Here is a 26,237-nt window from a genome sequence, read left to right as displayed (position 1 = left end):
ATGCATCTCCTCCTAGCCCAAAAAGGAACGATCAGCGATGGCGAGGAGGCGATTGATCTTGGCCAGTCGCCGGGCGATATCCTGTTTCTGTCGGCGGCCGATACCGAGCTTGCGGCGATAGCCGCCGCCTATGGGCAGGGGGACGCCGTTCATTCGTGGCGGCTCGCAAGCCTGATGAGCCTCAAGCATCCCATGTCCATCGACACCTATGTAGAACGGACAGCGCGCCATGCGAAGCTGATCATCGTCCGAGCACTCGGCGGCGCCAGCTATTTTCACTATGCGCTTGAGGCGCTGCATGCCTGTGCGGACCGTAGCGGCGCTCTCATTGCGGTACTGCCGGGGGATTCGAAACCTGATCCGGGGCTGACGCCGTTTTCCAATGTCGGGCTCCAGGACCTCAATGCGCTCTGGTCCTATCTGATCGAAGGCGGCGATGCCAATTCGCGGGCATTTCTCGGTTATGCCGGGGCGATGCTATCGGGCGCCGAAAAACCGGCGCTGGCCGCTCCGTTGATGAAAGCGGGCATCTGGTGGCCGGGCAGGGGTGTGATTGGGGTCGAAGAGTGGAGGAGGCTTGAAACCGAATGGCGAGTTCGCCCCTCACCCCGGCCCTCTCCCCGTAGTGACGGGGAGAGGGAGCATATCGAGCTCGCGGCTTCTCCTTCGCCCCGCCTGCGGGGAGAAGGTGCCCGAAGGGCGGATGAGGGGCGGAACTCTCCTCTGGAAGAGTCGTCGGAAGCTTCCACCGATATGGAGCGGATAGCGGAACACGACCCCCCGACCGTCGCTATTTCCTTCTACCGCGCCCTTGTCCAGAGCGGCGAAACCAAGCCCGTCGAAGCCATGATCGAGGCTCTCATTGCAGAGGGCATGCGGCCATTGCCGGTGTTTGCCTACAGTCTCAAGGATCCTATCTCGGTCGGTATCCTAGAAAGCGTTTTCGCCGAACTGAAGCCGGATGTCGTCATCAACACAACCGGCTTTGCCGTTTCGGCGCCTGGGGCCGATCGCCAGCCGACCGTGCTGGAAGCGAGTGACGCCGTGGTGTTGCAGGCGATCTTTTCGGCTTCCTCGATGAAGGCCTGGGAAGCTTCCTCGCAGGGGTTATCGGCGCGCGATCTCGGCATGAATGTCGCCCTGCCGGAGGTGGATGGGCGTGTGCTTGCCCGTGCCGTCTCCTTCAAGGCGGCGGCCCGTTATGATGATCGCGTCGAGGCCAATATTGTTGCGAGCGAGCCGGCTGAGGACCGCATGCGCTATACCGCACGATTGGCGGCCAATTGGGCACGGTTGCGCAAAACGCCGCCGGAAGATCGGCGCGTGGCGCTGGTCATGGCCAATTATCCAAACCGCGACGGGAGGCTCGGCAACGGCGTCGGGCTTGATACGCCGGCGGGCACGATCGAAGTGCTGAAGGCGATGCAGGCGGCGGGTTATCCGGTCGCCGATCTGCCGGTAGATGGCGACGCACTGATGCGTCATTTGATGGATGGGCCGACCAATTCCGGCCGCGATGGCAGGATCGTTCGCGAGACGCTTTCCATAAGGGAATACAAATATTTCCTATCGTCTCTTCCCATTCGGGCTCAGGAAGAGATTGCCGCTCGTTGGGGTGATGTCGAGAGCGATCCCTATGTTCGCGGCGGCGGCTTCGCACTGCCTTTCACCCGTTTCGGCGACGTGCTGCTCGGAATTCAACCGGCTCGCGGCTACAATATCGATCCGAAAGAAAGCTACCATTCTCCGGACCTCGTGCCGCCGCATGGCTATCTCGCTTTCTACGCGTTCCTGCGTCGATCCTTCGGCGCACATGCCGTGATCCACATGGGCAAGCACGGCAATCTCGAATGGCTGCCGGGCAAGGCCTTGGCACTGTCGGAGACCTGCTATCCGGAAGCGATCCTCGGGCCATTGCCGCATCTCTACCCCTTTATCGTCAACGATCCCGGCGAGGGCACGCAGGCCAAGCGCCGCACGAGCGCAGTGATCATCGACCATCTGACCCCGCCTTTGACCCGCGCCGAGAGCTATGGCCCGCTCAAGGACCTGGAAGCGCTGGTGGACGAATATTACGAGGCTTCCGGCGGCGACCCCCGCCGCATTCGTCTGCTGCGCAAGCAGATACTCGATCTGGTCGCCGACATCGGCCTCGATCAGGATGCCGGGATAGCCAAGGGCGAAGGCGAGGACGAGGCGTTGAAGAAACTCGACGCCTATCTCTGCGATCTCAAGGAACTGCAGATCCGTGACGGGCTGCATGTCTTCGGCGTCTCGCCGTCCGGCAGGCTGCTGACGGATTTGACGGTGGCCCTGGCGCGCGTGCCGCGGGGATTGGGCGAGGGTGGCGATCAGAGTCTGCAGCGGGCCATTGCGCGGGATGCGTTGGGACAGCTCGCGTCGTTCGATCCGTTGGACTGCGATATGGCGGCCGCATGGACTGGCTCGCGCCCCGATATTCTCGCGACCATTTCGGACGCTCCCTGGCGCACCCAAGGCGATACGGTGGAGCGCATCGAACTCCTAGCCGCTAGATTCGTTACTGGCGAAATCGCCTGTCCCGGGGACTGGCGGCAAACCAGCGCCGTTCTTGCCGAAATCGAATCCCGCCTGAAACCTTCTATTCTTGCCTGCGGCGATGCTGAAATCTCCGCCTTGATGGAAGGACTCGACGGCAGGTTCGTGCCACCAGGCCCTTCTGGTGCGCCGACGCGCGGCAGGCCGGATGTTTTGCCGACGGGTCGGAATTTCTATTCAGTCGACAGCCGCGCGGTCCCGACGCCGGCCGCCTATGAGCTTGGCAAGAAGTCGGCCGAGCTGCTGATCCGCCGCTATGTACAGGATCATGGCGAGTGGCCGATTTCTTTCGGGCTGACGGCCTGGGGCACGTCGAATATGCGCACCGGCGGTGACGATATTGCCCAGGCGCTGGCCCTGATCGGCGTCAAGCCGGTCTGGGACATGACTTCGCGGCGGGTCACCGGCTATGAAATCTCTCCACCGGCCAAGCTCGGCCGGCCGCGCGTCGATGTGACGCTGCGGATTTCCGGCTTCTTCCGGGATGCCTTTCCAGAGCAGATCGCGCTTTTCGACAAAGCGATCCGCGCGGTTGGGGCGTTGGACGAGGATGCCGTGGATAATCCCATCGCGGCGCGCATGCGTGGCGAGGTTGCGCGCCTGGAAGCTGCAGGGCTGGACGAAGTTTCGGCGAGCCAGCGAGCCGGTTACCGCATATTTAGCTCCAAGCCCGGTGCTTACGGAGCCGGCCTGCAGGCGCTGATCGACGAAAAGGGTTGGGAGCGGCGCGCCGATCTGGCGGAGGCTTATCTCGTCTGGGGCAGTTATGCCTATGGCGCCGGCGAGGAGGGCCGGGCTGAGCGCGGCGTGTTCGAGGAGCGGCTGCGTTCGATCCAGGCGGTGGTCCAGAACCAGGACAATCGGGAGCACGACCTGCTGGACAGTGACGATTACTACCAATTTGAAGGTGGCATGGCTGCTGCGGCGGAGCAGCTTGCGGGCGCGCGCCCATCGATCTATCACAACGACCATTCCCGTCCGGAAAAACCGGTCATCCGCTCGCTGGAAGAGGAGATCGGCCGCGTCGTGCGCGGCCGCGTCGTCAATCCGAAGTGGATCGATGGCGTCATGCGCCACGGCTATAAAGGAGCCTTGGAAATATCAGCCACGGTCGATTATCTCTTCGCTTTTGCTGCGACAACAGGTGCCGTGCGCAACCATCATTTCGAGGCGGTCTATCAGGCTTTTGTGGCCGATCCCTTGGTGCGTGATTTCATGGCGGAGAAGAACCCGGCGGCTTTGGAGGAGATGAAAGAGCGTTTGCTGGAAGCAATCGATCGACAGCTATGGACGCCACGCAGCAATTCGGCACAATTCGATCTCCAAGCTTTGACCGGGGATAGGGAGATCCTGGCGTGAGTGTGATCGATGATCTTCTGCAGGCTTTCCACCGCTACATCGCTTCTCGCAGCGACCCCATACTGAGGCGTTTCGTTGACGGCTTCGATTGGCATATGGATGGGCGGACGCTTGCGGCTCACAGTCTGCCCGTTGTGGACTATGTGACGAGGCTGCACCCGCCTGCCGACGCGGCGGAGGGCGAACTGTTTTCCAGTCTATTGGGCGCTGCCAGCGCATTGCACTGGGCTCAAACCTATAGTATCGCCGATTTCGGCGCCGATTTTCTGCAGAAATACGGCTGGGTCGAGCTTTTTGGCACGCGCGGCCACTTTGTCAGCGACGAAATTGCTGGCGGATTCCTGTTACTCGGTCCGGATGTGCACTATCCGGATCATCATCACATCGCCGAGGAAATCTATCTTCCGCTGACTGATGGGTCGCTGTGGAGCAAGGACAGTCAAGCCTTCCTGCCGCGCTGGACAGGCGAGATCATTCATCACCCCTCCAATATTCGTCATGCGATGCGAACCGAGAGGACGCCGTTGGTGGCGCTTTATCTCTGGCGTGGAGGACCGCTGGCACAGAAATCGATAATTCCAGGGAGAAAAGAATGAGCGAAGAAATCGTCGAATCGGGCGCCGACGCACCGAAGAATGACGACGCCCGCCACGCCGACAAGATGGCCAAGAAGAAGGCCGCACGCGACAAGATCATGGCGACGAAGACGGACGAAAAGGGGTTGATCATCGTCCACACCGGCAAGGGCAAGGGCAAGTCGTCGGCCGCCTTCGGCATGATTTTCCGCCATATCGCTCATGGGAAGCCGTGTGCGGTCGTGCAGTTCATCAAGGGCGCGATGTGGACCGGTGAGCGGGATCTGATCGAAAAGCACTTCTCCGATATCTGCCAGTTCCACACCATGGGTGAGGGGTTCACCTGGGAGACGCAGGATCGTGCCCGCGATGTGGCAGCCGCAGCTGCTGCCTGGGAGAAGGCCAAGGAACTGATCCGCGATGAGCGGAATTCGATGGTTCTGCTCGACGAAATCAACATCGCGCTTCGCTATGATTATCTCGATATCAACGATGTCCTCAACTTCCTGAAAACAGAGAAGCCGCACATGACGCATGTCGTCCTGACCGGCCGCAATGCCAAGGAAGAATTGATCGAGATTGCCGACCTCGTCACCGAGATGGAGCTGATCAAGCATCCGTTCCGCTCCGGCATCAAGGGACAGCCGGGCGTCGAATTCTGATTAGAGAGACGATGCGTTTCTGTCGGCGGAGGCAATGTAAATCTTCGGATCGCCGACGCGAAACGTTGTCGGCTGGAGTTCGGCCGCGCGAATGCGGTCGACGCGGAAGGTTCTGATGTCGTCACGCAGGTGGTCCCAGGTGATGAGATACCAGACGGGTGCATTCAAATAGAGGAACTGCGGCTCGATCCGGCGGCTGGTGACAACGCCGTCGCCGGCCTCGTAGTCGATGATCACCTGCCGCTGCTCGAAGAAGGCTTGGGATATCAGCGCAAGGTTGGCTCGGCTTGGCGGAACATAGCTGTTGACAACGTTAAGCGTTGCCGGCGCGCCGACGATGATGCGGCGCCGCAGGTCGCGAATGCGGCCTTGGTAGCCTTCGGCAAAAGTGGCGGAGACCTTGCGCTTGATCGATGTGAGATGCTGCAACAGCAAAGGCGAACCGACTTTTTCGGCGATGGTGATGCTGAGCAGTAGGTCGATTGTTTCGAGATGATCAAGATGCAGCCGGCCGAGCGACCAGCTGCGATGCAATTGCATGCCGCCGCCACGGCCGCGGTCGGCATCGATCGGCAGGCCGCTTTGGCGCAATAACGCTATATCGCGATTGAGGGTGCGCAGGCTGACGCCCATCTCGGCCGCGAGCTCGGCGGCGGTCGCGTGTTCGCGCTCGCGAAGCAGCCCTTTCAGCTCTTCCAGCCTGTTCAGCCTTGTTCCATCTGCCGTGCGTGCCATAGCTGAAATATGTCGTTATCTGTCCTATTAGGCAATAGACCACGCCCATCCAACTCAACCCGAGGAAAAGATGATGACGGGAAAAGTTATGGAATGGGCGCCGTTCAGGCTTCGCGCCAATGTATCCGAAGGCGCACTTCTGGAAGCGGCTGCGAGAATGCAGGATCTTTTTCTGAAACGGCAGCCCGGCTATCTCAATCGCGAATTGGTGCGCGGTAACGATGGCACCTATGTCGATGTCATCTGGTGGCGCTCTCATGCGGACGCGGCGGCCGCTATGCCGAAGGTGCATGCGAGCAAGGATTGCCTCGACTATTTCGATCATATGCAGATCGATGCCGCCAACGCCGGCACGAGCGTGCTGCATTTCGAACAACTGCGGAGCTTTTGAGGGGTAGGATGGCTGAACGCCTGAAGGATCGCTTCGGCGCTGAAGTGCCGGCCCGCATCGCCGATATGATCGGGGAGGTGCATCCGGCATTCGACCGGAAAGGTTTCATCGCTGCGACATTGGACGGATATGAGCAGCTGGAGCTGATGGACCGCGGGCGTGCGATTGCGCGCGCCCTTAAGATGTTCTTGCCCGCAGATTATCCGGAGGCGGTCGACATTCTCATTCGCTCGCTGGGGCCGGAAATGGATGGCAGCGACAATTTCGGCATGACGCCGTTTCTCTATCTGCCGCACACGATCTTCGTCGCCGACAATGGCATCGATCATTTCGAGCCGTCCATGCGGGCGCAATATGAGCTGACCAAGCGTTTTACCGCCGAATTCTCCATCCGCACCTTTCTCAACAAGCGTCAGGAGGAGACATTGGATCGGCTGCGCGTATGGGTCGGCGACGCCAACGTGCATGTCAGGCGACTGGTGTCGGAGGGCACTCGGCCACGCCTTCCATGGGCACAGCGGCTTCGCGCATTCCAGGCCGATCCGGTGCCGGTGCTTGATCTGCTGGAATTGCTGAAGGATGATCCAGAGCTTTATGTTCGCCGTTCCGTTGCCAACAATCTCAACGATATCGGTAAGGATCATCCCGGCATTCTGATAGACACGGTGCGGCGCTGGAGCGTGGATGCGCCTGAAGAGCGCCAGCGCCTGATCCGTCATGCGCTGCGCTCCGCCGTCAAGCGTGGCGAGGCCGATGCGATCGGTGCCATGGGTTATTCCGCCGCCGAGGGCATTCGTGTCGGCAGCGTGGCGATAGCGCCTGCGAGGGCGCAGATGGGCGATATCGTCCGTATCGGCTTTTCCCTCGTCAACGACGGAGAAGCCGCACAGTCTCTGCTGGTCGATTTTGCCGTTCACTTCGTCAAGGCCAACGGTTTGGCCAGGCCAAAGGTCTTCAAGCTGACATCGGTTTCATTGGCGCCCGGCGAAACGGCGCAATTCTCCAAGGCATTGCGCCTAGATGACCTGACGACGCGTAAGCACTATCCAGGTCTCCATCGGATCGATGCAATGGTGAATGGCGTGGCGATGGAAGTCGGGGAATTCGTGTTGGATTAGCGGCTACGCCTGGCCTAACGGTTTCAGCTCGTCTGTACGACTGCCGCCATCTCTTTCAACACCTTGGCTGTCGCCTGATCCGCCGGAAAAAGTGATTCGATCGCCAGTTCCGCAAGGGTGATATCGACGGGTGTGCCGAAGATAGTGGTCGTCGAAATGAACGAGAGGCGTCCAGCATCGGTGACGAGCTCTAAGGGCACGGCGATACCGGCATAATCGCGGTCGGGCGAGCTTGGCCTTTGCCCTGTCGGTGCGGGATAGGCCGAGAGTTCCTTCAGCAAATCGGAGAGCACAGGGTCGCCAGTTGCAACGATCTGCTGGCGCAGCCTCTCCAGCAGATGCGCGCGCCATTCGGAGAGATTGAAGATACGTGGTGCAAGGCCGTGCGGATGCAGGCTGAGCCGCAGGACATTCACCGGCGGTTTGAGTAGCGTAATGTCGGCGACGCCGGAGAGCAGGGGCGCGACCGCGTCGTTCGCGGCGACCAAGGTCCAATGCCTATCGATCGCAAGGGCGGGAAAGGGTTCATGGCCCTTTAGTATGACGTCGACGGCACGGCGTGCGGGAGCCAAAGCCGGATCTTCCAGCGAGCGTTCCGGGAAAACCGGTGCGAAGCCGGCGGCCAGCAGCATCGGATTGCGGTCCCGCAGCGGCACGCCCAGTCGCTCTGCAAGATGGATCAGCATCTCGCGGCTGGGAAGTGCGCGTCCGCTCTCGATGAAGCTGAGATGGCGTTGCGATATATCAGCTTCGAGGGCGAATTCGAGCTGGCTCAAATGGCGGCGCTGCCGCCATTCGCGCAGGTAATCGCCAAGAGAGCGGGCGGGCATCATCATAGGGCCGCCGGGGCCTGGTCGAGAAAGCCGTGAACCGCTTTCAGCCGCTCGTCGTCGAGGATGGCGAAGTCCGTGCCCTTGATCAGAGGCTCGTCGCCTTCCGTGCCAAGGCTCCAGGAGAAACGGAGGTTGTCACCATAGCGATCGGCCGGACCGGCGAGCTTGAAGCGGAAGCCGGGGAGACGGGTGTGCACGGCGGCCACCAGCGCATCGATCTGCTCATGGCCTTCGCCGCGCATCAGTGGATCGACATAGGTGCCGGATTCCGTCCAGGCCTCGGTGATGAGGGCGCGGCGGCGTTCGGCGTCGGTTTCGTTCCAGACGGCGAGATAGCGTTCGGCAATGGTTGTCGCATCGGTCATCGGGTCAACTCCTTTGGATCGCCTGAACCGTTCAGGCAAGACGATCATGGGTGAGCCCTTCAGCACTATCAATTACGTGGCAGGTAATCAAAGCCGCCTGTTCAGAACCCCAGCCAGACGCGAACGGGATTGGTCGGGTCGGCCAGCAGCTTGATGGCGAAGGCGATGCAGACGATGACCAGCAGCGGCTTGATCAGCTTTGCACCAATGAGCATGGCGAGTCGCGAACCGGCCTGGGCACCAAGGAACTGCCCAAGCCCCATGGTGAGGCCGACCTTCCAGAGGATGACGCCGGAAAAGATGAAGACGATTAAACCACCGAGGTTCGAGCCGAAATTCAATAGCTTCGTGTGAGCGGTCGCTTTCAGCAGACCAAAACCGGCCAGCGTGACGAAGGCGAGCATCAGGAACGAGCCGGTGCCGGGGCCGAAGGCGCCGTCATAGAAGCCGATCAGCGGTACCAAGGTGAAACCGAAGAGGGGCGCACTCATGCGGCCGTGTTTTTCGATATCGCCGAGATTGGGCTTGAAGCCGAAATAAAGCGCAATGGCGATCAATAGGAATGGCAGGACGATGCGCAGGACATCGCCTGGCATGATCGTCGCCAGCGTCGCGCCCAGCATGCCGCCAATAACCGCCATCAGGGCCATCGGCAATTGCGTGCGAAGCCGCACATGGCCTTGACGGGCGTAGGCGATCGTCGCGGAGGCGGCGCCGCAGATCGATTGCACCTTGTTGGTGCCGAGCGTCTGCAATGGCGGAATGCCGGCCAGCAGCATGGCAGGCACGGTGATCAGTCCGCCGCCACCGGCGATCGAATCGACAAAACCGGCGAAGAAGGCGGCGGCGAAAAGCAGAAGCAGTAGATGTAGGGTGATGTCTTGCAAGGCGGGGGAACTCGAAGGCGATGATTTCGCGGGCTTTCTTGCACTCGATTGGCGCTGCCGCAATTGCAGTTTGGACACAGTCGGTGAAATTGACGGGCAGGGGGATCGTTGAATAGATGGTGTTTGTCAGGTGATTGCATGTGTGCCGCGCCCTTGTGCCTGACTATAATTGCCGCCGCTGGGGTTTCCATATGACAACACATCCTGAAGCTATCGCCCGCCGCTATATTCTAGGCCTCGGCTGCGAGCGCGGTACGGACTGGAACGATGTGCGTCTGCTTGCCGAACGGGCGTTACGGGAGAGCGGGATAGAGACCGATCAGATCCTTGCGATCGCCTCCATCAATATGCGCAGCAACGAGCCCGCGATCGTGGACGTGGCCGCTTATCTTGGACTGCCGCTGCGTTTTTTTGATGCTGCCACGCTGGAGCGCGAGACGCCGCGTTTGAAGAATCCGTCCGAGCTCGTTTTTGCTCGCGTTGGCTGCCACGGTGTTGCTGAGGCCGCTGCGCTGGCTGACGCCGGACCCAGTGCAGAACTTGTCCTACCGAAAATCAAATCTCGCTTTTCCACTGCGGCAATTGCGAAAATCGGCTGAATTGTTGGTTCGCCGGCATCGTTTTGTCGCAATCTGTGGCGAATTCACGCGAGATTGCATCCGATATTGCAGAAATGGCGGCTGTGACTATGGTGGCCGCTTCGCCGATCGCGGTTCTCGCGTGTCCCGGCGACCTCACAAACATGACCCCAAAAAGTGCGGCGCGGTTTTTGGATAAGGTCAAGCTTAATCAAAAGGGTAACAAGGAAAAATCATGCACAAGGTCATTTACGACACGGACCCTGGCGTCGACGACGCCATGGCGCTGCTCTTCTTGCACCGTCATCCGGAAATCGATCTTCTCGGTGTCACCACCGTGTTCGGTAATGCTTCCGTCGAGACGACGACGCGCAATGCGCTGTTCCTGAAGCGTGAATGGAACATTCGGTGCCCTGTCGCTCGCGGGGCCAGCGTCACGTTCGACCCGTCACGGAAGGAGCGGGCATGGCCTACCTTTGTACATGGTCACAATGGTCTCGGCGATATCGAAGTACCGGCAACGATCGATCTGCCGACCGACCCGCGTCCGGCCCATCAGTTCATCATCGATGCTGTCCGCGCCAATCCGGGCGAGGTGACGCTTGTAGCCGTCGGTCGTATGACCAACCTGGCGCTGGCCCTGAAGCATGATCCCGAGATCGCCAAGCTAGTGAAAGACGTCGTCATCATGGGCGGCAATTTCTATGTGCCGGGCAATGTCACACCGGTGGCGGAAGCCAATATCCACGGCGATCCGGAAGCCGCCGATGTCGTGATGACCGCAGCCTGGAAAGTTGTGGTCGTCGGTCTCGACGTCACCGCGGTCACGACGATGAGCCGCAGTTACCTTGCCGACATGGCGAAAGCCGGCGGTCCGTCCGTGCAGCTGCTGTCGGACCTGTCGCAATCCTATATCGATTTCTACAGTCATGCGGTGGACGACGGCATGATGGTGCATGACAGCTGCGCCTGCGTCTATGTCGTGGCGCCGGAGCTGTTCGATACGATCGAGGGTTCGGTCCGCGTCGTTTGCGGCGGCATTGCCGACGGCCAGACGATCGTCAAGCAGAACGGCAAGCACTTCCCGCCGAATGAATGGGACAATCTGCCGAGCCAGATCGTCTGCACCGGCATTCGCTCGCAAGCGGTTATCGACCTGATCCGCGATGTGATTCTCGGCAAGGTAAACCACTGAGATCCGTTCGGAGAGGGTGGTTGTGCTGCCCTCTCTGAACGACATTTGTTCGCAATATTGTTTATTTATAATATTATCAATTTGTTGCATCGGCCTTCTGACAATTCGAATCAAAGACTTCACGCGATGTGTTGGCCCTTCCTTCCGCCGTCTTCGTCGTCTTGGGGAAAGCGAATAGCGCAGCGCCGCTGCTGCTGAGACCCTGTCTGTCCTATCATCCGCGGATGGAAATGGGAGTCGAGCCGAAGCCGCCTTATCCCATTCTCAAGATTGCAATTTTGCCCATCCGGGCATAGGACAGGTGGGATGAACGATACCGCATTTTCCAATCTGCCGGCGCTGGAGCCGGGCTCCGTCTGGCTTGTCGGCGCCGGGCCGGGGGATCCCGGGCTGTTGACCTTGCTCGCGGCAAAAGGACTGGCGGAGGCGGATATCATCGTGCACGACGCGCTCGTCAACGAGGATTGCCTGAAACTCGCCCATCCCGGTGCGATGCTGGAATATGCGGGCAAGCGCGGCGGTAAGCCGTCGGCCAGGCAGCGGGACATTTCGCTGCGTCTTGTCGAGCTGGCGCGCGCGGGCAAGCGTGTGCTGCGGCTGAAGGGCGGCGACCCCTTTGTCTTTGGGCGTGGCGGCGAAGAGGCGATGATGCTGGTCGAACACGGCATTCCCTTCCGCATCGTGCCGGGAATTACCGCCGGTATCGGCGGTCTCGCCTATGCCGGCATTCCCGTCACTCACCGCGACGTCAATCATGCCGTGACATTCCTGACGGGCCATGATTCCTCCGGCGTTATTCCGGATGCGATCAATTGGGAGGCGATCGGCAAGGGTTCGCCCGTCATCGTCATGTATATGGCGATGAAGCATATTGCTCAGATCAGCGCCAACCTCATCGCCGCCGGCCGTTCGGCCGACGAACCGGTCGCTTTCGTCTGCAATGCCGCCACGCCGGCGCAGCAGGTGCTGGAGACGACGCTCGGACAGGCTGAGACCGATGTTACCGCGTCCGGCCTTGAACCACCAGCGATCGTGGTGGTCGGCGATGTCGTAAGGTTGCGGCCTTCCCTCGATTGGCTGGGAGCTCTATCCGGCCGCAAGCTCCTGCCGGAGACGGAGGTGCGGGCGGGTGCGGCTCATAAGGTGTCGGCATGAGCGGCCTGCTGATCGCCGCGCCGGCCTCGGGCTCGGGCAAGACCACGGTCACGCTCGGCCTCTTGCGGGCGTTGCGGAAAAGAGGAATCGCGGTGGCGCCGGGCAAGGCCGGTCCTGACTATATCGACCCCGCCTTCCTCGCCGCTGCCAGCGGTTCGTCCTGCCTTAATTTCGATCCCTGGGCCATGCGCTCCGAATTAATCTCCGCCAATTCGGCACTGCATCGTGCCGGCGGGCGGATGCTGGTCATCGAAGCCATGATGGGATTGTTCGACGGCGCAGCGGACGGTTCCGGCACACCGGCTGATCTCGCCGCCTTCCTTGGCCTTTCCGTCGTGTTCGTGGTCGATGCCTCGCGGATGTCGCAGTCGATTGCCGCGCTCGTCAGCGGCTTTGCCAATTTTCGCGCCGATGTCCGCATTGCCGGTGTCGTTCTCAACCGCGTTGGCAGCGACCGGCACGAGGCGATGCTGCGCCGGGCACTTGAGGCGGTGCGTATTCCCGTGGCCGCCGTCATTCGCGCCGACAAGGGACTCACACTGCCGGAGCGGCATCTCGGGCTGGTGCAGGCCGGGGAACACGCCGCGCTGGAGCAGTTCATCGAACAAGCGGCGGAGACGTTGTCCAAGGCATGTGATTTCGGACTGCTATTACGCGCCGCACACCAGAATATCGTCCGGCCATCGGCCGCCAACATTGCCCGGCTGATGCCGTTCGGACAGCGCATTGCCGTGGCCCGTGATATCGCTTTCGCCTTCTGCTACGAGCATATGCTGCTCGGCTGGCGCCGGCGCGGCGCGGAGATTTCGTTTTTCTCGCCGCTTGCCGATGAGGCTCCGGCTGATGATGCCGACGCCATCTATCTGCCCGGGGGTTACCCGGAATTGCATGCGGGCAAGCTTGCGACCGCATCCCGTTTTCAGGCGGCAATGAAAGCAGCCGCCACGCGAGGTGTGCGAATCTATGGCGAATGCGGTGGCTATATGGTGCTTGGCGAGGGTTTGGTGGATGCCACCGGCATGCGTCATGAAATGCTTGGCCTGCTGCCGGTCGTCACCAGCTATGAGAAGCGGCAGCGCCATCTCGGCTACCGGCGCGTGGTGCCGCTTGCCGGTTCCTTCTTCGAGCGGCCGATGACGGCGCATGAATTTCACTACTCGACCATTGTCTCCGAAGGCGCGGCGGATCGGCTGTTTACGGCTAAAGACGCGTTGGGGGACGACCTCGGTATGGCCGGACTGCAGCGCGGCAATGTCGCCGGTTCCTACATGCACCTGATCGACCTTGCCGGTGACGCCGCATGACGAACAGGATCGTGCATGGCGGCGGCATCACGGCGGCGGCTAGCCTTTACGGCGGGCGATCGGAGGACTGGCTCGATCTGTCGACCGGCATCAACCCCAATCCCATTGTCTTGCCGGACATCTCCATTTCGGCCTGGCATCGGCTGCCGGATCAGCATCTGGTGGAACGGGCGAGGGAGGCCGCCAGGGCCCATTATCGCAGCGGCGATATCCTGCCGCTGCCTGTTCCGGGCACGCAATCGGTGATTCAGCTTCTGCCGCGGCTTGGATCAGCAAGCGGCGTGGCCATCCTGTCGCCGACCTATGGGGAATATGCCCGCGCCTTCGCACTGGCGGGTCTGCCCGTCCGCAAGATTGCGGGAATCGGTGATCTCGATTCCGAACAGAAGCTGGTCGTCGCCGTCAATCCCAATAATCCGGATGGCCGAGCGCTGCCTATCGAGCAGCTGCGGGAATTGCATGACCGGCTGCGACAGCGCGGCGGTATGCTGGTGGTCGACGAAGCGTTCGGGGATATGGAGCCGGAAAACAGCGTGGCGCCGTATGCCTCCTCCATGCCGAACCTCATCATTTTCCGCTCCTTCGGCAAATTTTTCGGGTTGGCCGGTCTGCGCCTCGGCTTCGTCATCGCGCAAGCCTCGATCTTGGAGCGTTTCGAGGATTGGCTTGGCCCGTGGGCAGTTTCCGGGCCGGCACTTTCATTGGCCGCCTCCTTGATGGCGGGCGATACAACCAGCATTCGCAACCGCATTTTCGACCGCAGGTCGGCGCTGGATGCGGTACTTCGCCAAGCCAAGCTTGAGGTGGTCGGCGGTACGGGACTGTTCGCGCTTGTTGCCGATGACCGTGCTAGCGACATATATTCGCATCTCTGCCGCCATCACATTCTCGTCCGCAAGTTCGACTATGCGCCGAATTGGCTGCGTTTTGGCCTTGCACCGGACGAGGAAGCCGATCACAGGCTTGCCGGGGTGCTCGAGGATTATTCGATATGATGACCGATTTACATTTGCTCATCCTCATTCTGGCATTGCTATTGGACCGCCTCATCGGCGATCCCGATTGGCTGTGGCAGCGGGTGCCGCATCCCGTCGTACTGTTCGGCAGGGCGATTTCCTTCTTCGACCAACATTTCAACACCAAAGATCTGCCGGGCCTGACGCGCCGTCGCAACGGCGTGATGTCGATCGTCGCGCTGCTTTTCGGGGCGGTTATCGCCGGCTGGGCTGTTCATGGGTTGCTCGCCTTTTTCGGTTGGGTCGGCATCCTGGTCGAGGCTGGGCTGGTCGCGATCTTTTTGGCGCAGAAGAGCTTGGCCGATCATGTCGGCGAGGTATCGAAGGCGTTACGCAGCGAGGGATTGGAGGGTGGACGCCGTGCCGTATCGCGCATTGTCGGCCGTGATCCTGAAACGCTGGATGAACCCGGCGTTTGCCGTGCTGCGATCGAGAGCCTTGCCGAGAATTTTTCCGACGGCGTCGTGGCGCCAGCGCTCTGGTACGCCGTTTTCGGGCTGCCGGGCCTGTTCGTCTACAAGATGCTGAATACAGCCGATTCGATGATCGGTCATAAATCCGAGACCTATATCGATTTCGGCTGGGCGGCTGCCCGGCTGGACGACGTTGCCAACTGGCCGGCCGCGCGGCTGTCGATCCTGTTGATTGCCGCCGGGGCACTTGCCAAGAAGGGGATTTCGGCACTCGGCAATACGATCCGCGTTGCGGTCCGTGACGGTGGGCTGCACCGTTCACCAAATTCGGGCCGACCGGAGGCGGCGATGGCGGGCGCCTTGGATATCCAGCTTGCCGGGCCGCGCGTCTACGGTGGTGAGGTCGTGCGCGAACCGATGATCAACGGTTCCGGCCGCGACACCGCCACCGTCAGCGATGTCGAGGCCGGCATCTCGATCTTCCATTCGGCATGCACGATGCTGACGCTCGTAGCCTTCATCGTCTTCCTATTACTGCTGTGAGGGGCTGGCCCGTCTTAACGAATTGCTCACTATCTGTATTAATTTAGTATAATCAGAGAGCTGGTAGTTTTTCCTTTCATCGGAATTGTTTCGAAAAGAAGCAAACGATGGAAGGGGACGAGATGAAACGAATACTGGCAGCCGCTGCCGCATGTCTATGCTTGCAGTTTCATGTCTCTTCAGCGCAGGCTGGAACTGTTCTTGCCAATATTGATCTTCGATCACAGACGATGACCGTTTCCGAGGATGGCGTTTTAAAGTATCGCTGGAAGGTGTCGACGGCGCGCAGGGGCTATCGGACCCCGACGGGCTCCTATACGGCGAAATGGTTGTCACGCGATCATCGCTCGAAGAAATACGACAATGCGCCGATGCCTTACGCAGTGTTCTTCGACGGCGGCTATGCAGTGCACGGCACCTATGAGCTGAGGCATCTCGGCCGGCCTGCTTCTCATGGCTGCGTCCGTCTCGAACCGCGAAACGCCGCGACGTTTTTCTCGATGGCGTCGGAGGCGGGCTTGAGGAATACCCGCATCGTCATCAGCCAATGATCGTCGTTTGCTCACCGCTCCGCGATTGGTCCGGAATTTGTCCTGCACAACCGCTAAGCCGTAATACTGCCGCATCTTGCTCGCATGTCGGCCGTTATTCCGGCGATTATGCACCGGAAGTATCTTTGCTGTTTAGGCAACAGTGCTTCGCCAAATTACTGGGGTCTCGGGTGGAAACCATTGGCTTTTGGAATGGATTTCCCTATGAGGAGGGTTGAATTATCATTTCAAGAGGTATGGGCGTGACTGCTACATTCGACAAAGTTGCCGACATCATCGCTGAGACAAGCGAAATCGACCGTGAAACGATCACCCCAGAGAGCCACACGATCGACGACCTCGGCATCGACAGCCTCGATTTCCTGGACATTGTCTTCGCCATCGACAAGGAATTCGGCATCAAGATTCCGCTGGAACAATGGACGCAGGAAGTCAACGAAGGCAAAGTTTCGACGGAGGAATACTTCGTCCTCAAGAATCTCTGCGCCAAGATTGACGAATTGCGCGCCGCCAAGGGCTGAGCAACGTCTTTGCTTTTTTTGACGCCCAGCCGCCCCTGAATATGGCGGCCGGGCGGTTTTGTTCCTAACTATCGTATCCTGCCCGGGCCATAGCGCGTCACCGGATCGGATCGGAGGCGTTGATGCTGCTGGAATATTTCCAGATGATTGACCGGGTCGAGTCGGTCGATCTGTCCAAGGGCGTTTTGAAGGCGCATTCGGTTGTCCCGGCAAAGAGTCCTGTTTTCGAAGGCCATTTTCCCGGCATGCCGCTCGTTCCCGGTGTCCTTCTGATCGAAACCATGGCACAGGCGTCGGGTATGCTCGTGCTTGCGGCGACGAAATTTGCCTATATGCCGTTCCTGATGTCGGTCGACGGCGCCAAGATGCGCACTTTCGTGGAGCCGGAAGCCGAACTCGACATCGTCGCGGAACTGGAGCATGACGGCTCTGGCTTTGCTGTAACGAAGGCGCGGATCACCATAGCCGGCAAGAAGATCTGCGATGCGCAGTTGAAGCTGCGCACCATGCCGTTTAATGAGGTGCCACTCGCCGATATCGTGCGCAAACGGGCAGGCGAGGTCGGGCTTCTCGACGCCATCGCCGCCAATCGCTGACGTTTCAAGCTTGCATGGCGCCGCATTCTAAGAGGATTGATGAATGAGCAAGGCTCAGAATGATGTGGTGATCACGGGTATCGGCATTGTCACCTGTCAGGGTGTCGGCAAGGATGCGCATGTCGCCCTGCTGACATCGAACCAGACGCCGCCGACTGTCGTCGAAACCGAAAAATTCAAGCCCTATCCCGTGCATCCGCTTCCGGAGATCGACTGGTCGCAGCAGATCCCGAAGCGTGGCGACCAGCGGCAGATGGAAAACTGGCAGCGCATCGGCGTCTTTACAGCCGGCCTGGCGCTGGACGACGCTGGATTCAAGGACGATCTCGACGCTTGCGGGAGCATGGACATGATCGTTGCGGCCGGCGGCGGTGAGCGCGACATCAACGTCGATACGCTAATTGTCAACGAAAGCTTGAAGCGCAATGATCGCGAACTGCTTCTGAACGAGAAGCTGACGACCGAGCTTCGTCCGACGCTATTCCTGGCACAGCTTTCCAATCTGCTCGCCGGCAATATCTCGATCGTCCACAAAGTCACGGGTTCGTCGAGGACGTTCATGGGCGAGGAGGCTTCAGGCATATCGGCCATCGAGACCGCTTTCCATCGAATCAAGTCGGGCGAATCGAGCCACGCATTGGTCGGCGGCGCATTTTCTGCAGAGCGCTTGGACATGGTGCTGCTGATCGAATCGGTGAACGCGCATGCGATCGGCGATTGGCATCCGCTTTGGTCCCGCAAGCCGGAAAATGGCGGCGGCATGATCCTAGGTTCGCTCAGCGCCTTCCTAGTGCTTGAGTCGCGCGCCCATGCCGAAGGCCGCGGTGCACGCATCTACGCAACGATCGACGCCATCGAAGGCGATCGCGGCAGCCGCGACGGCGGCAAGCTCGAGGCGCGGCTGGAGCGCTTGCTTGCGCCTGCCAAGGGCGCTGAGAGCGACAGCACCGTCATCTTCTGCGGAACGACGGCAATTCCTGATCTCGCGACGCGCGAGAAGTCGGTGCTGGAGGTGCTGTTGCCGGCATCGGCCATTCGAGGCTATGCCGGCGTCTCCGGCCACGGGCTTGAAGGCCAGTTTCCGCTCGGGCTTGCCTTGGCGGCGCTCGCGGTCGCCCACAAGGCCAAGGTACCGCCTTTTGACGTCACGCATGAAAAGCCGATGATTGCCGGCGCGCAGAAAGCCGTCGTGACCACCGTTGGTCATGCGCGCGGTGAAGGTGTCGCCGTACTTTCCGCCGAAGCGTGAGGAGTTAAGATCATGACCGCATCCGCCTACAAGGATCATCTTGGCCGCCCGATCGTCGCCGTTACCGGCATGGGCATCATCACCTCGCTCGGCCAGGGGCTGCAGGATAATTGGAACGCGCTTTCTTCGGGTACGTCGGGCATCCACGCCATCACGCGTTTCCCGACCGACGGACTTTCGACGCGCATTGCCGGTACGGTGGATTTCATCGATATCCCGGTGCCGAACGCCGTCGAGCGCTCCTATGCCTTCGCCCGCGAGACGACGATCGAGGCGCTCGCTCAGGCCGGTATTTCCGGCGATTTCAACGCACCGCTTTTCCTTGCCGCGCCGCCGATCGAACCGGAATGGAACGCACGTTTCGAACTGGCCGACCGTTCGCCGCCGGCCGATCATCCCGGCGACGCTTATGAGCGCTTCCTCGTGGCAATGCGTGAGCGTCCCGATCCGGCTTTCCACGAGGCAGCCTTGTTCGGCGCCATTTCAGAGCGTCTTGCCGATCGTTTCGGCACACGCGGCCTGCCCGTGACCTTGTCCACCGCCTGTGCATCGGGCGTGACGGCGATCCAGCTTGGCATCGAGGCAATCCGACAGGGCCGTACGACGCGGGCGCTGACGGTCGCGACCGATGGTTCGCTCAGTGCCGAAGCGCTGATCCGCTTTTCGCTGCTGTCGGCGCTGTCGACGCAGAACGACCCGCCGGCCAAGGCATCCAAACCGTTCAGCAAGGACCGCGACGGTTTCGTCATTGCGGAAGGTGCCGCAACGCTGGTGTTGGAATCACTGGAATCAGCTCTTGGCCGCGGCGTGAAAATCCTCGGCATCATGAAGGGTGCCGGCGACAAGGCCGATTCCTTCCATCGTACCCGCTCGTCGCCGGACGGCGGCCCAGCGATCGCAACGATCCGTGCGGCTCTCGCCGACGCTGGGATGGCTGAGACCGATATCGGTTATATCAATGCGCACGGCACGTCGACGCCAGAAAACGACAAGATGGAATACGGTGCGATGTCCGCCGTCTTCGGCGAGCGGCTGCCCGCGATTCCCGTATCGTCCAACAAGTCGATGATCGGCCATACGCTGACGGCGGCCGGCGCGGTCGAAGCAGTGTTCTCGCTCCAGACGATGCTCACCGGCACGCTGCCGCCGACCATCAACTACAACAATCCCGACCCGTCGATCATTCTCGATGTCGTGCCGAACAAGAAGCGCGAAAAGCAGGTGGGCGCCATCCTTTCGAACTCCTTCGGGTTCGGCGGGCAGAACGCCAGCCTTGTAATGGCGCTTGAACCGGCTTAATCGGACTTCTGAAAAACAGGATATAACTGCGCCCGAGGGGCGAGGGACTTTGCCATGCGTGCTTTGCAACTGATCGACGACCGCAAACTTGAGATCACCGATCTGCCGGAGCCGGAGGCCCCGGGCGCAGGGGAGGTGACACTGCGTGTCAAAGCGGTCGCCCTCAATCATATCGATGTCTGGGGTTGGCGCGGGATGGCATTCGCCAAGCGCAAGATGCCGCTCGTCATCGGTGCTGAGGCCGCCGGTGTCGTCGAAGCTATAGGACCGGGCGTCGCCAATGTGCTGCCGGGCCAGCTCGTGTCGATCTATGGTGCGCGCACTTGCGGGCTCTGCCGCCATTGCCGCGAAGGCCGCGACAATCTCTGCGAACATGTCGGCGGCGTACACGGTTTCCATCTTGATGGCTTCGCACAGGAGAAGGTCAATCTGCCGGCGCGCCTGCTGGTTCCGGCTCCTCCCGGTGTCGACGCGATCGGTGCGGCACTGGCGCCGGTCACTTTCGGCACGGTCGAGCATATGCTGTTCGACAACGCCAAGCTGGAGCCGGGTGAGACGATCCTCGTCCATGCCGGCGGTTCCGGCATCGGCACGGCCGCCATTCAGCTTGCCAAGAAGATCGGCTGCACCGTGATCACCACCGTCGGCTCCGACGACAAGATCGAGAAGGCCAAGGCGCTCGGCGCCGATCACGTCATCAACTATCGCACCGACCGCTTCGAGGGCGTCGTACGAAAACTGACCAAGAAGAAGGGCGTCGACGTCGTCTTCGAACATGTCGGCAAGGATACCTGGGCCGGGTCGATGCTGTGCATGAAGCGCGGCGGGCGTCTCGTCACCTGCGGCTCGACCTCGGGCGTTTCGACCGACATGAACCTGATGATGCTGTTCCAGCAGCAGTTGAAGCTGCTCGGCTCCTTCGGCTGCCGCATGGAAAATATGGCGAATGCCATGCAGAAGATGGCGCGCGGGCTGGTGCATCCGGTGATCGACACCGAAGTGAGCTTCGGCGATATCGACCGGGCGCTGGAACGGATGGAATCGCGCCAGATCTTCGGCAAGATCATTCTCAAGATGGACTGATCCGCGTGAAACTCTTCATTACCCGGATCGTGCTTGCGCTGAGGAATTTCCAGCAGTGGCTGGTGGCGCAGGTCATCTTCGGATTCCTGAATTTCCTGAAGCTGTTTCCGGCCGATGGCGGTATCAACTTCGCAGACTGGCTGACCCGCAAGATCGGGCCGCGCATGCGTCGCCACAAGCTGATGTTGACGAACCTGCGCAACGCTTTTCCCGAGAAGAGCGATGCGGAGATCGAGGAAATCGCGGTGGCGAGCTGGGGCAACATGGGGAGGCTGGCGGCGGAGTATGTCTTCCTTGATCGGCTGTTCGATTTCGATCCATACAGCGAGAAGCCCGGCCGCATCGAGGTATCCGGTATTCCGATCTTTGTCGACCTCATGGAAAATCCGAGGCCGTTTATCGTCTTTACCGGACATACGGGCAATTTCGAACTGCTGCCGGTTGCAGGTGCGGCTTTCGGGCTGAAGGTTACCGTGCTCTTTCGCCCCCCGAACAACCCCTATGTGGCACAGAAGGTTTTCGACTTTCGCGCCAAGCGCATGGGCAACCTCGTGCCCTCGCATGCGGGATCGTCTTTCACTCTCGCCCGGCAATTGGAGGCCGGCAGCGGCGTCGGCGTGCTGGTCGACCAGAAGTTTCGCAAGGGGCTGAAGACGCTGTTCTTCGGTTGCGATGTCAAGACCAATCCGCTGTTGCCGAAACTGGTCCGTCAGTTTGATTGCGAGGTTTATCCGGCTCGCTGTATTCGGTTGCCGGGTAATCGCTACCGGCTGGAAATCGAGCCGAAACTGGAGATGCCCCGCGACGAGCGCGGTAATCTCAATCTGCCCGCGACGGCGCAGTTGCTGAACGACAAGGTTGAGAGCTGGGTGAGAGAACATCCCGAGCAATGGCTGTGGTATCACGACCGCTGGAATATCAAAAAGTCTGTCTTTTAAAGGTCTTACTTAAATAAAGTGGTTCGTAGCAGAATGAGCCAATTTAAGCCCGACGAGCTTCCATTTTTGACCTTGGGTAAGCCTAGCCTTTCGAAAAACTCGCCTTTCCCGAGAACTTCAATCTATCAGGATTGAATGTGAGGGTAAGTCATGTTATTTCAACCTCAAGAAAGTTTGGCGAGATAGCGGACGCCAGACTGAAAATCCTTGGTCATTGTAGTGTCGGGGTCGAGGCCCGAGGCTGAACTATGGGCAAGGGCAGGAGGGCAATTTGCTGGCACTCTTTCATGCCTTCTCCATGAAATGCACTCAGATTCAACGGGCGATCAAACTGGGTGATGACGAGCTGGTTGGTTCACTCGATCGCGAATTGGAGCCGCTCGTTGCAGCGATCCTGGCCTATAAAGCCAACAGTCTCCTCGAAATGTATATGCAGCTGCAATTCATGAGCAATCTCATTCGTGAGGAATCGGATGATCGCTCACGGGTGGTGCGCAATTCCGCATCGCTGTCGTCACTGATCGATCGCTATTTCGGCGGTGCCAGCGAGGCCGCGGCCGAAGTGCTGATGGCGTTTTCCACAAAGAAAAACGAGCATGTGCGTGAGGTCGCGGGTTTCGACGATGACAACGTTTTGAACGATGTCATTCTCGACAGCCTGCCGGACCGCGTCGCTGTCATCACGCGCGATTATCGCTATCTCTACAGCAATGCGGCCAATTCCGAATTCCTGGAGTCGAAACCGATCGAGCTGGTGGGCCGGCATCTTTCCGAATTCATCGGTCACGAGCGGTTTGAAAACAGCGTCAAGACGAAGCTCGACGCGTGTTTTGCCGGTCAGACGGTTGATTGCCTCTATCCGTCCTATCACCCGGCAGAGGCCAATAAGACCCTCCATTGCCGAATGACGCCGCTGCGGGCCACCAAGTCCAAGGGCGAAGTGATCGGCGCTCTGCTGGTCGTACATGAAGTCGGCGTTGTTCCGGCGAACATGTTGGTGGCCTGATCGGTCTGTTTCAGCATCCGGACAACAAACGTTTCTTAGCGCCCGCAAAGTGCAGGCGTCATTCGATTGTCTTTCCCGCCAGTCGTCGAAAGACGTGAAGGCCCGCAATGGCTCGCTTTCTTCGGCGATATACTGTCTGTCTCAGGAGAGGCAGGTCTTCAGCGAATTGGCGATGCCGCGCATCAGGTTGAAATAGAGATCAGGCCCTTGCGGTAGCGTGGCCGCTTCCGGATCGAGCACGCCCGATTTGGCGGATGTGCCCTCGATGACGACATTGACCAGTTTCGGCTCGAATTGCGGCTCGGCGAAAACGCAAGTTGCGCCGAGATCGGCGACCTTGCCGTGGATTTCCGCTACTCGTTGCGCGCCGGGGATGCTTTCCGGGCTTACCGTGATCGAGCCTGCCACATGCACGCCGTAGCGGCGCTCGAAATATTGATAGGCATCGTGGAAGACGATGAAGGGCTTGTTCTTGACCGGCGCGATGGTCGACGCGATTTCAGTGTCGAGCGCGTCCAGCTTGTCGTCCAGCGCCTTCTGATTCGCTTCATAGGTCAGCGCATTGACCGGATCGGCTGCGACCAAAGTGGTGGTGATTTCGGCCGCCATCGCCTTGGCATTGTGTGGATCGAGCCAGAGATGCGTGTCGAACGCTCCATGATCGTGCGAATCGCCTACGTCTGCCACCGGTTCGTCGCCATCGTTATCCGCTTCGAAAGCGCCGCCCTGACGGAATTTCAGTTTGGCGATGCCCGGCGCCTTATCGAGTTCCGCCACGAGCGCGTTCGAGCCGAGAGCAGAGAGCGGCTTTTCCAGGAAGGCTTCCATGCCAGGGCCAACCCAGAAGACCACCTTGGCACTTTCCAGAGCCCGCGCATTCGACGGCTTCAGTGCATAGGTATGCGGCGAGGCCGCGCCGTCGACGATCAAATCCGGTGTGCCGACGCCTTGCATGATCGCGGCGACGAGGGAGTGGACGGGCTTGATCGAAACCACCACTTCGGGCGGATCGGCGATTGCCGGGGCAGCGAAAAGCCCCAAAAGCAACAAGGAAGCGGTGAGGGGAAGGATGGCCTTTGCCAGGGTCATGCGATACTGACCTTGAATGGGTTCTGTTATGTTATTACATCAATTGCGTTATGCTATAACGTGTGCGATAGCAAGGCGCAACAGCACAAATGGAAATTTCATGCTTTCTTCCGTGGACAATAAGAGCCAGCCGCTAGTGTCGCTGCATGACGTCGGCGTCCGCCGCGGCGGTCGCTGGCTGGTGCGCGGCGTCGATTTTTCGGTGAGCCGCGGCGAGATCGTCACCCTGATCGGCCCGAACGGCTCCGGCAAATCCACGAGCGCAAAGACTGCGATCGGCGTGTTGAAGCCGACTGAAGGCAGTGTAGAGCGTATTGCCGGCCTCAAGGTTGGTTATGTGCCGCAGAAACTCGCCATCGACTGGACTCTGCCGCTGAGCGTGCACCGTTTGATGACGTTGACCGGACCCTTGCCCGAAGCGGAGTTGAAGGCGGCTTTGGAGGCGGTGGGCATCGCCCATCTCGCCAAGGCGGAGGTGCAGCACCTCTCCGGCGGCGAGTTCCAGCGGGCATTGCTGGCGCGCGCCATTGCCCGCAAGCCGGACCTGCTGGTGCTGGATGAACCAGTACAGGGGGTCGATTTCAGCGGCGAGATCGCGCTTTACGATCTCATCAAATCGATCCGCAATTCCGAAGGCTGCGGCATTCTGCTGATCTCACATGATCTGCATGTCGTCATGGCCGCGACCGACACCGTTGTCTGCCTCAATGGTCATGTCTGCTGCCGCGGTACGCCGCAGGCGGTCACCCAGAGCCCCGAATATGTGAAGCTGTTCGGCACACGGGCGGCACAATCGCTGGCGATCTATAGCCATCATCACGACCACACGCACCTGCCTGACGGCCGCGTCCAGCATGCCGACGGCTCGATCACCGATGATTGCCGCGCCGATGACGGTCATCACAGCCATGATCATGATCATGAGCACGGGAACGCCCATCATGACCATGATCATCATGCCGCGGGAGAACGCCATGTTTGACGATTTCTTCCTGCGCGCCGTCGTCGCGGGCGTCGGGCTGGCGCTGACCACGGGGCCGCTCGGCTGCTTCATCATCTGGCGGCGCATGGCCTATTTCGGCGATACGATCTCGCATTCGGCATTGCTCGGCGTGGCGCTGTCGCTGCTCTTCCAGCTCAATCTGACGCTCTCCGTCTTCGCGGTCGCTGCGGCCGTGTCGATCCTGCTGCTGTTTCTGCAGCGCCGGCAGGCGCTGTCGGCGGATGCGTTGCTCGGCATTCTGTCGCATGCGACGCTGGCGATCGGCCTTGTCATCGTCGCTTTCATGAGCTGGGTAAGGATCGATCTCATCGCTTTCCTGTTCGGCGACATTCTCGCGGTCAGCAGCTCGGATATCGCTCTGATCTGGGGCGGCGGCATTCTGGTGCTGGCGGCGATCGCCTGGCTTTGGCGGCCACTGCTCGCGTCCACCGTCAATCCGGAGCTGGCCGAGGCAGAGGGACTAGAGCCGGAGCGGGCGAAGCTGTTTTTCATGCTGTTGATGGCGGTCGTTATCGCCATCGCGATGAAGATCGTCGGTATACTGCTGATCACCGCGCTGCTGATCATCCCCGCCGCCACCGCACGCCGCTTTGCCGCGACGCCGGAGATGATGGCCGTCTTTGCTTCGCTGGTCGGCGCCGTCGCCGTCATCGGCGGACTGTTCGGTTCGTTGCGTTACGATACGCCCTCCGGCCCATCGATCGTGGTGGCGGCACTCGTTTTGTTTATCTTCAGTCTGCTGCCCCTTGCCCGCAGGGCCGGCGCGCCGGCGGCGCATCAGGGAGGACAGGAATCATGACCACTCCGACACTCACCAAGAACCAGTCGCTCGTTTTCGATGTCCTGACCAAGGCGGAAGCGCCGCTCAGCGCCTATACTATCCTCGACAAGCTGCGCGACCATGGCTTCCGCGCACCGCTACAGGTCTACAGGGCGCTGGACAAGCTGCTGGAATACGGCGTCGTCCATCGCCTCGAGAGCATCAATTCCTTCGTCGCCTGCGCTCATCCGGATGAGAATTGCCATAGCCACGGCCTCGTCGCTTTCGCCATCTGCGAAAGTTGCGGCCAGGTGATCGAATTCCACGACCATGGAGTGGATGATCGGCTGATGGATTGGCTGAAGTCGCACAAATTCAAGGCCGAGAAATCGACCATAGAAATTCGCGGCCACTGTGTGAGCTGTGCCGCCTGAAT

The 26,237-nt window shown here is 60.2% G+C and carries 27 protein-coding genes; 22 read left to right on the top strand and 5 right to left on the bottom strand.

Translation table 11 applies throughout. The features are described from left to right. The 3 genes from cobN to cobO are packed head-to-tail and all read left to right on the top strand — an operon-like array spanning position 1 to position 5,173. A complete protein-coding gene (gene cobN, locus CCGE525_RS12040) occupies positions 1–3,936 on the top strand; it encodes a cobaltochelatase subunit CobN (RefSeq protein WP_120704462.1) in 3,936 nt (1,311 codons plus the stop codon). After that, a complete protein-coding gene (locus CCGE525_RS12035) occupies positions 3,933–4,532 on the top strand; it encodes a dimethylsulfonioproprionate lyase family protein (RefSeq protein ID WP_120704461.1) in 600 nt (199 codons plus the stop codon). Before cobN ends, CCGE525_RS12035 begins: the two co-directional genes overlap by 4 nt. After that, positions 4,529–5,173: a cob(I)yrinic acid a,c-diamide adenosyltransferase gene (cobO, locus tag CCGE525_RS12030; RefSeq protein WP_120704460.1), complete on the top strand. Its 645-nt coding sequence runs from the start codon at positions 4,529–4,531 to the stop codon at positions 5,171–5,173. Before CCGE525_RS12035 ends, cobO begins: the two co-directional genes overlap by 4 nt. Here the strand turns inward: cobO and CCGE525_RS12025 are convergent, their stop codons facing one another. Continuing rightward, positions 5,174–5,908, bottom strand: coding sequence for a helix-turn-helix transcriptional regulator (locus CCGE525_RS12025; protein ID WP_120704459.1), 735 nt, complete (start codon positions 5,906–5,908; stop codon positions 5,174–5,176). It abuts the gene before it with no gap. A gap of 70 nt (positions 5,909–5,978) precedes the next feature. Between CCGE525_RS12025 and CCGE525_RS12020 the strand changes: the two genes are divergently transcribed. Continuing rightward, positions 5,979–6,299 (top strand): antibiotic biosynthesis monooxygenase family protein, encoded by a 321-nt coding sequence (locus CCGE525_RS12020; RefSeq protein ID WP_162950157.1) that lies wholly within the window; start codon positions 5,979–5,981, stop codon positions 6,297–6,299. Positions 6,300–6,307: 8 nt separating this feature from the next. Further along, on the top strand, positions 6,308–7,417 hold the full coding sequence (locus CCGE525_RS12015) for a DNA alkylation repair protein (protein ID WP_120704457.1): 1,110 nt from the start codon (positions 6,308–6,310) through the stop codon (positions 7,415–7,417). Between the two features lie 23 nt (positions 7,418–7,440). On the opposite strand, the gene CCGE525_RS12010 is transcribed toward CCGE525_RS12015, so the two are convergent. The 3 genes from CCGE525_RS12010 to CCGE525_RS12000 all read right to left on the bottom strand — a co-directional run bounded on the left by CCGE525_RS12010 (position 7,441) and on the right by CCGE525_RS12000 (position 9,502). After that, entirely contained in the window at positions 7,441–8,253 is an 813-nt protein-coding gene (locus tag CCGE525_RS12010) for a helix-turn-helix domain-containing protein (RefSeq protein WP_120704456.1), read from the bottom strand. Beyond that, positions 8,250–8,615 (bottom strand): nuclear transport factor 2 family protein, encoded by a 366-nt coding sequence (locus CCGE525_RS12005; protein ID WP_120704455.1) that lies wholly within the window; start codon positions 8,613–8,615, stop codon positions 8,250–8,252. The genes CCGE525_RS12010 and CCGE525_RS12005 overlap by 4 nt, the downstream gene beginning before the upstream one ends. Positions 8,616–8,716: 101 nt before the next feature. Then, the gene (locus CCGE525_RS12000) at positions 8,717–9,502 is read right to left on the bottom strand and encodes a TSUP family transporter (RefSeq protein WP_120704454.1); all 786 of its coding nucleotides are present in this window, start codon (positions 9,500–9,502) and stop codon (positions 8,717–8,719) included. Between the two features lie 191 nt (positions 9,503–9,693). Here CCGE525_RS12000 and CCGE525_RS11995 point away from each other — a divergent pair, with 191 nt between their 5' ends. The 14 genes from CCGE525_RS11995 (at position 9,694) to CCGE525_RS11930 (ending at position 22,949) form a co-directional block, all read left to right on the top strand. Then, a complete protein-coding gene (locus CCGE525_RS11995) occupies positions 9,694–10,101 on the top strand; it encodes a cobalamin biosynthesis protein (protein ID WP_120704453.1) in 408 nt (135 codons plus the stop codon). Positions 10,102–10,315: 214 nt separating this feature from the next. Continuing rightward, positions 10,316–11,275 carry a nucleoside hydrolase gene (locus tag CCGE525_RS11990; RefSeq protein ID WP_120704452.1) on the top strand — a complete coding sequence of 320 codons (960 nt, stop codon included), beginning with the start codon at positions 10,316–10,318 and terminating at the stop codon, positions 11,273–11,275. A gap of 306 nt (positions 11,276–11,581) precedes the next feature. Further along, positions 11,582–12,430, top strand: coding sequence for a uroporphyrinogen-III C-methyltransferase (cobA, locus tag CCGE525_RS11985; RefSeq protein WP_120704451.1), 849 nt, complete (start codon positions 11,582–11,584; stop codon positions 12,428–12,430). Beyond that, positions 12,427–13,734: a cobyrinic acid a,c-diamide synthase CobB gene (locus tag CCGE525_RS11980; RefSeq protein WP_120704450.1), complete on the top strand. Its 1,308-nt coding sequence runs from the start codon at positions 12,427–12,429 to the stop codon at positions 13,732–13,734. The genes cobA and CCGE525_RS11980 overlap by 4 nt, the downstream gene beginning before the upstream one ends. Next, positions 13,731–14,729 carry a threonine-phosphate decarboxylase CobD gene (gene cobD, locus CCGE525_RS11975; protein ID WP_120704449.1) on the top strand — a complete coding sequence of 333 codons (999 nt, stop codon included), beginning with the start codon at positions 13,731–13,733 and terminating at the stop codon, positions 14,727–14,729. Before CCGE525_RS11980 ends, cobD begins: the two co-directional genes overlap by 4 nt. Beyond that, the gene (gene cbiB / locus CCGE525_RS11970; protein WP_120704448.1) at positions 14,726–15,706 is read left to right on the top strand and encodes an adenosylcobinamide-phosphate synthase CbiB; all 981 of its coding nucleotides are present in this window, start codon (positions 14,726–14,728) and stop codon (positions 15,704–15,706) included. Before cobD ends, cbiB begins: the two co-directional genes overlap by 4 nt. Positions 15,707–15,828: 122 nt before the next feature. Beyond that, positions 15,829–16,257: a L,D-transpeptidase gene (locus CCGE525_RS11965; RefSeq protein WP_120706381.1), complete on the top strand. Its 429-nt coding sequence runs from the start codon at positions 15,829–15,831 to the stop codon at positions 16,255–16,257. Positions 16,258–16,493: 236 nt separating this feature from the next. After that, positions 16,494–16,778 (top strand): acyl carrier protein, encoded by a 285-nt coding sequence (locus tag CCGE525_RS11960; protein ID WP_003495848.1) that lies wholly within the window; start codon positions 16,494–16,496, stop codon positions 16,776–16,778. 122 nt (positions 16,779–16,900) lie between these two features. Continuing rightward, positions 16,901–17,374 carry a 3-hydroxyacyl-ACP dehydratase FabZ family protein gene (locus CCGE525_RS11955; RefSeq protein WP_120704447.1) on the top strand — a complete coding sequence of 158 codons (474 nt, stop codon included), beginning with the start codon at positions 16,901–16,903 and terminating at the stop codon, positions 17,372–17,374. Positions 17,375–17,417: 43 nt separating this feature from the next. Continuing rightward, entirely contained in the window at positions 17,418–18,623 is a 1,206-nt protein-coding gene (locus tag CCGE525_RS11950) for a beta-ketoacyl-ACP synthase (RefSeq protein ID WP_120704446.1), read from the top strand. Between the two features lie 12 nt (positions 18,624–18,635). Next, entirely contained in the window at positions 18,636–19,922 is a 1,287-nt protein-coding gene (locus CCGE525_RS11945) for a beta-ketoacyl-ACP synthase (protein WP_120704445.1), read from the top strand. Between the two features lie 54 nt (positions 19,923–19,976). Then, the gene (locus CCGE525_RS11940) at positions 19,977–21,005 is read left to right on the top strand and encodes a zinc-binding dehydrogenase (protein ID WP_120704444.1); all 1,029 of its coding nucleotides are present in this window, start codon (positions 19,977–19,979) and stop codon (positions 21,003–21,005) included. Positions 21,006–21,010: 5 nt separating this feature from the next. Beyond that, positions 21,011–21,943 (top strand): lipid A biosynthesis lauroyl acyltransferase, encoded by a 933-nt coding sequence (locus tag CCGE525_RS11935; RefSeq protein ID WP_120704443.1) that lies wholly within the window; start codon positions 21,011–21,013, stop codon positions 21,941–21,943. Positions 21,944–22,214: 271 nt separating this feature from the next. Then, positions 22,215–22,949: a PAS domain-containing protein gene (locus tag CCGE525_RS11930; protein WP_120704442.1), complete on the top strand. Its 735-nt coding sequence runs from the start codon at positions 22,215–22,217 to the stop codon at positions 22,947–22,949. Positions 22,950–23,090: 141 nt separating this feature from the next. On the opposite strand, the gene CCGE525_RS11925 is transcribed toward CCGE525_RS11930, so the two are convergent. Further along, on the bottom strand, positions 23,091–24,038 hold the full coding sequence (locus tag CCGE525_RS11925) for a zinc ABC transporter substrate-binding protein (RefSeq protein ID WP_120704441.1): 948 nt from the start codon (positions 24,036–24,038) through the stop codon (positions 23,091–23,093). 100 nt (positions 24,039–24,138) lie between these two features. Between CCGE525_RS11925 and CCGE525_RS11920 the strand changes: the two genes are divergently transcribed. From CCGE525_RS11920 to CCGE525_RS11910, 3 genes are read left to right on the top strand one after another with little or no spacing between them, the layout of a single operon-like run. Further along, positions 24,139–25,020, top strand: coding sequence for an ATP-binding cassette domain-containing protein (locus CCGE525_RS11920; protein WP_120704440.1), 882 nt, complete (start codon positions 24,139–24,141; stop codon positions 25,018–25,020). Beyond that, positions 25,013–25,840 (top strand): zinc ABC transporter permease subunit ZnuB, encoded by an 828-nt coding sequence (znuB, locus tag CCGE525_RS11915; protein ID WP_120704439.1) that lies wholly within the window; start codon positions 25,013–25,015, stop codon positions 25,838–25,840. Before CCGE525_RS11920 ends, znuB begins: the two co-directional genes overlap by 8 nt. Beyond that, entirely contained in the window at positions 25,837–26,235 is a 399-nt protein-coding gene (locus tag CCGE525_RS11910; protein WP_120704438.1) for a Fur family transcriptional regulator, read from the top strand. Before znuB ends, CCGE525_RS11910 begins: the two co-directional genes overlap by 4 nt. Positions 26,236–26,237 lie beyond the last annotated feature (2 nt).

The sequence above is a fragment of the Rhizobium jaguaris genome, assembly GCF_003627755.1.
Taxonomy (GTDB): domain Bacteria; phylum Pseudomonadota; class Alphaproteobacteria; order Rhizobiales; family Rhizobiaceae; genus Rhizobium; species Rhizobium jaguaris.
Note: the sequence above shows the minus strand (reverse complement) of the source record. Positions and strands in the feature narration are given on the sequence as shown.

Coding starts and splice junctions, on each gene's coding strand:
- CCGE525_RS12010 (WP_120704456.1), bottom strand. CDS start 8,253: ATGATGATGCCCGCCCGCTCTCTTGGCGATTACCTGCGCGAATGGCGG.
- CCGE525_RS11955 (WP_120704447.1), top strand. CDS start 16,901: ATGCTGCTGGAATATTTCCAGATGATTGACCGGGTCGAGTCGGTCGAT.
- cbiB (WP_120704448.1), top strand. CDS start 14,726: ATGATGACCGATTTACATTTGCTCATCCTCATTCTGGCATTGCTATTG.
- CCGE525_RS11950 (WP_120704446.1), top strand. CDS start 17,418: ATGAGCAAGGCTCAGAATGATGTGGTGATCACGGGTATCGGCATTGTC.
- CCGE525_RS11925 (WP_120704441.1), bottom strand. CDS start 24,038: ATGACCCTGGCAAAGGCCATCCTTCCCCTCACCGCTTCCTTGTTGCTT.
- CCGE525_RS11920 (WP_120704440.1), top strand. CDS start 24,139: ATGCTTTCTTCCGTGGACAATAAGAGCCAGCCGCTAGTGTCGCTGCAT.
- znuB (WP_120704439.1), top strand. CDS start 25,013: ATGTTTGACGATTTCTTCCTGCGCGCCGTCGTCGCGGGCGTCGGGCTG.
- CCGE525_RS11940 (WP_120704444.1), top strand. CDS start 19,977: ATGCGTGCTTTGCAACTGATCGACGACCGCAAACTTGAGATCACCGAT.
- CCGE525_RS12005 (WP_120704455.1), bottom strand. CDS start 8,615: ATGACCGATGCGACAACCATTGCCGAACGCTATCTCGCCGTCTGGAAC.
- CCGE525_RS12025 (WP_120704459.1), bottom strand. CDS start 5,908: ATGGCACGCACGGCAGATGGAACAAGGCTGAACAGGCTGGAAGAGCTG.
- CCGE525_RS11995 (WP_120704453.1), top strand. CDS start 9,694: ATGACAACACATCCTGAAGCTATCGCCCGCCGCTATATTCTAGGCCTC.
- CCGE525_RS11960 (WP_003495848.1), top strand. CDS start 16,494: ATGGGCGTGACTGCTACATTCGACAAAGTTGCCGACATCATCGCTGAG.
- CCGE525_RS12020 (WP_162950157.1), top strand. CDS start 5,979: ATGATGACGGGAAAAGTTATGGAATGGGCGCCGTTCAGGCTTCGCGCC.
- CCGE525_RS12015 (WP_120704457.1), top strand. CDS start 6,308: ATGGCTGAACGCCTGAAGGATCGCTTCGGCGCTGAAGTGCCGGCCCGC.
- CCGE525_RS11965 (WP_120706381.1), top strand. CDS start 15,829: ATGAAACGAATACTGGCAGCCGCTGCCGCATGTCTATGCTTGCAGTTT.
- cobD (WP_120704449.1), top strand. CDS start 13,731: ATGACGAACAGGATCGTGCATGGCGGCGGCATCACGGCGGCGGCTAGC.
- CCGE525_RS11910 (WP_120704438.1), top strand. CDS start 25,837: ATGACCACTCCGACACTCACCAAGAACCAGTCGCTCGTTTTCGATGTC.
- cobO (WP_120704460.1), top strand. CDS start 4,529: ATGAGCGAAGAAATCGTCGAATCGGGCGCCGACGCACCGAAGAATGAC.
- CCGE525_RS11945 (WP_120704445.1), top strand. CDS start 18,636: ATGACCGCATCCGCCTACAAGGATCATCTTGGCCGCCCGATCGTCGCC.
- CCGE525_RS11990 (WP_120704452.1), top strand. CDS start 10,316: ATGCACAAGGTCATTTACGACACGGACCCTGGCGTCGACGACGCCATG.
- cobN (WP_120704462.1), top strand. CDS start 1: ATGCATCTCCTCCTAGCCCAAAAAGGAACGATCAGCGATGGCGAGGAG.
- CCGE525_RS11980 (WP_120704450.1), top strand. CDS start 12,427: ATGAGCGGCCTGCTGATCGCCGCGCCGGCCTCGGGCTCGGGCAAGACC.
- cobA (WP_120704451.1), top strand. CDS start 11,582: ATGAACGATACCGCATTTTCCAATCTGCCGGCGCTGGAGCCGGGCTCC.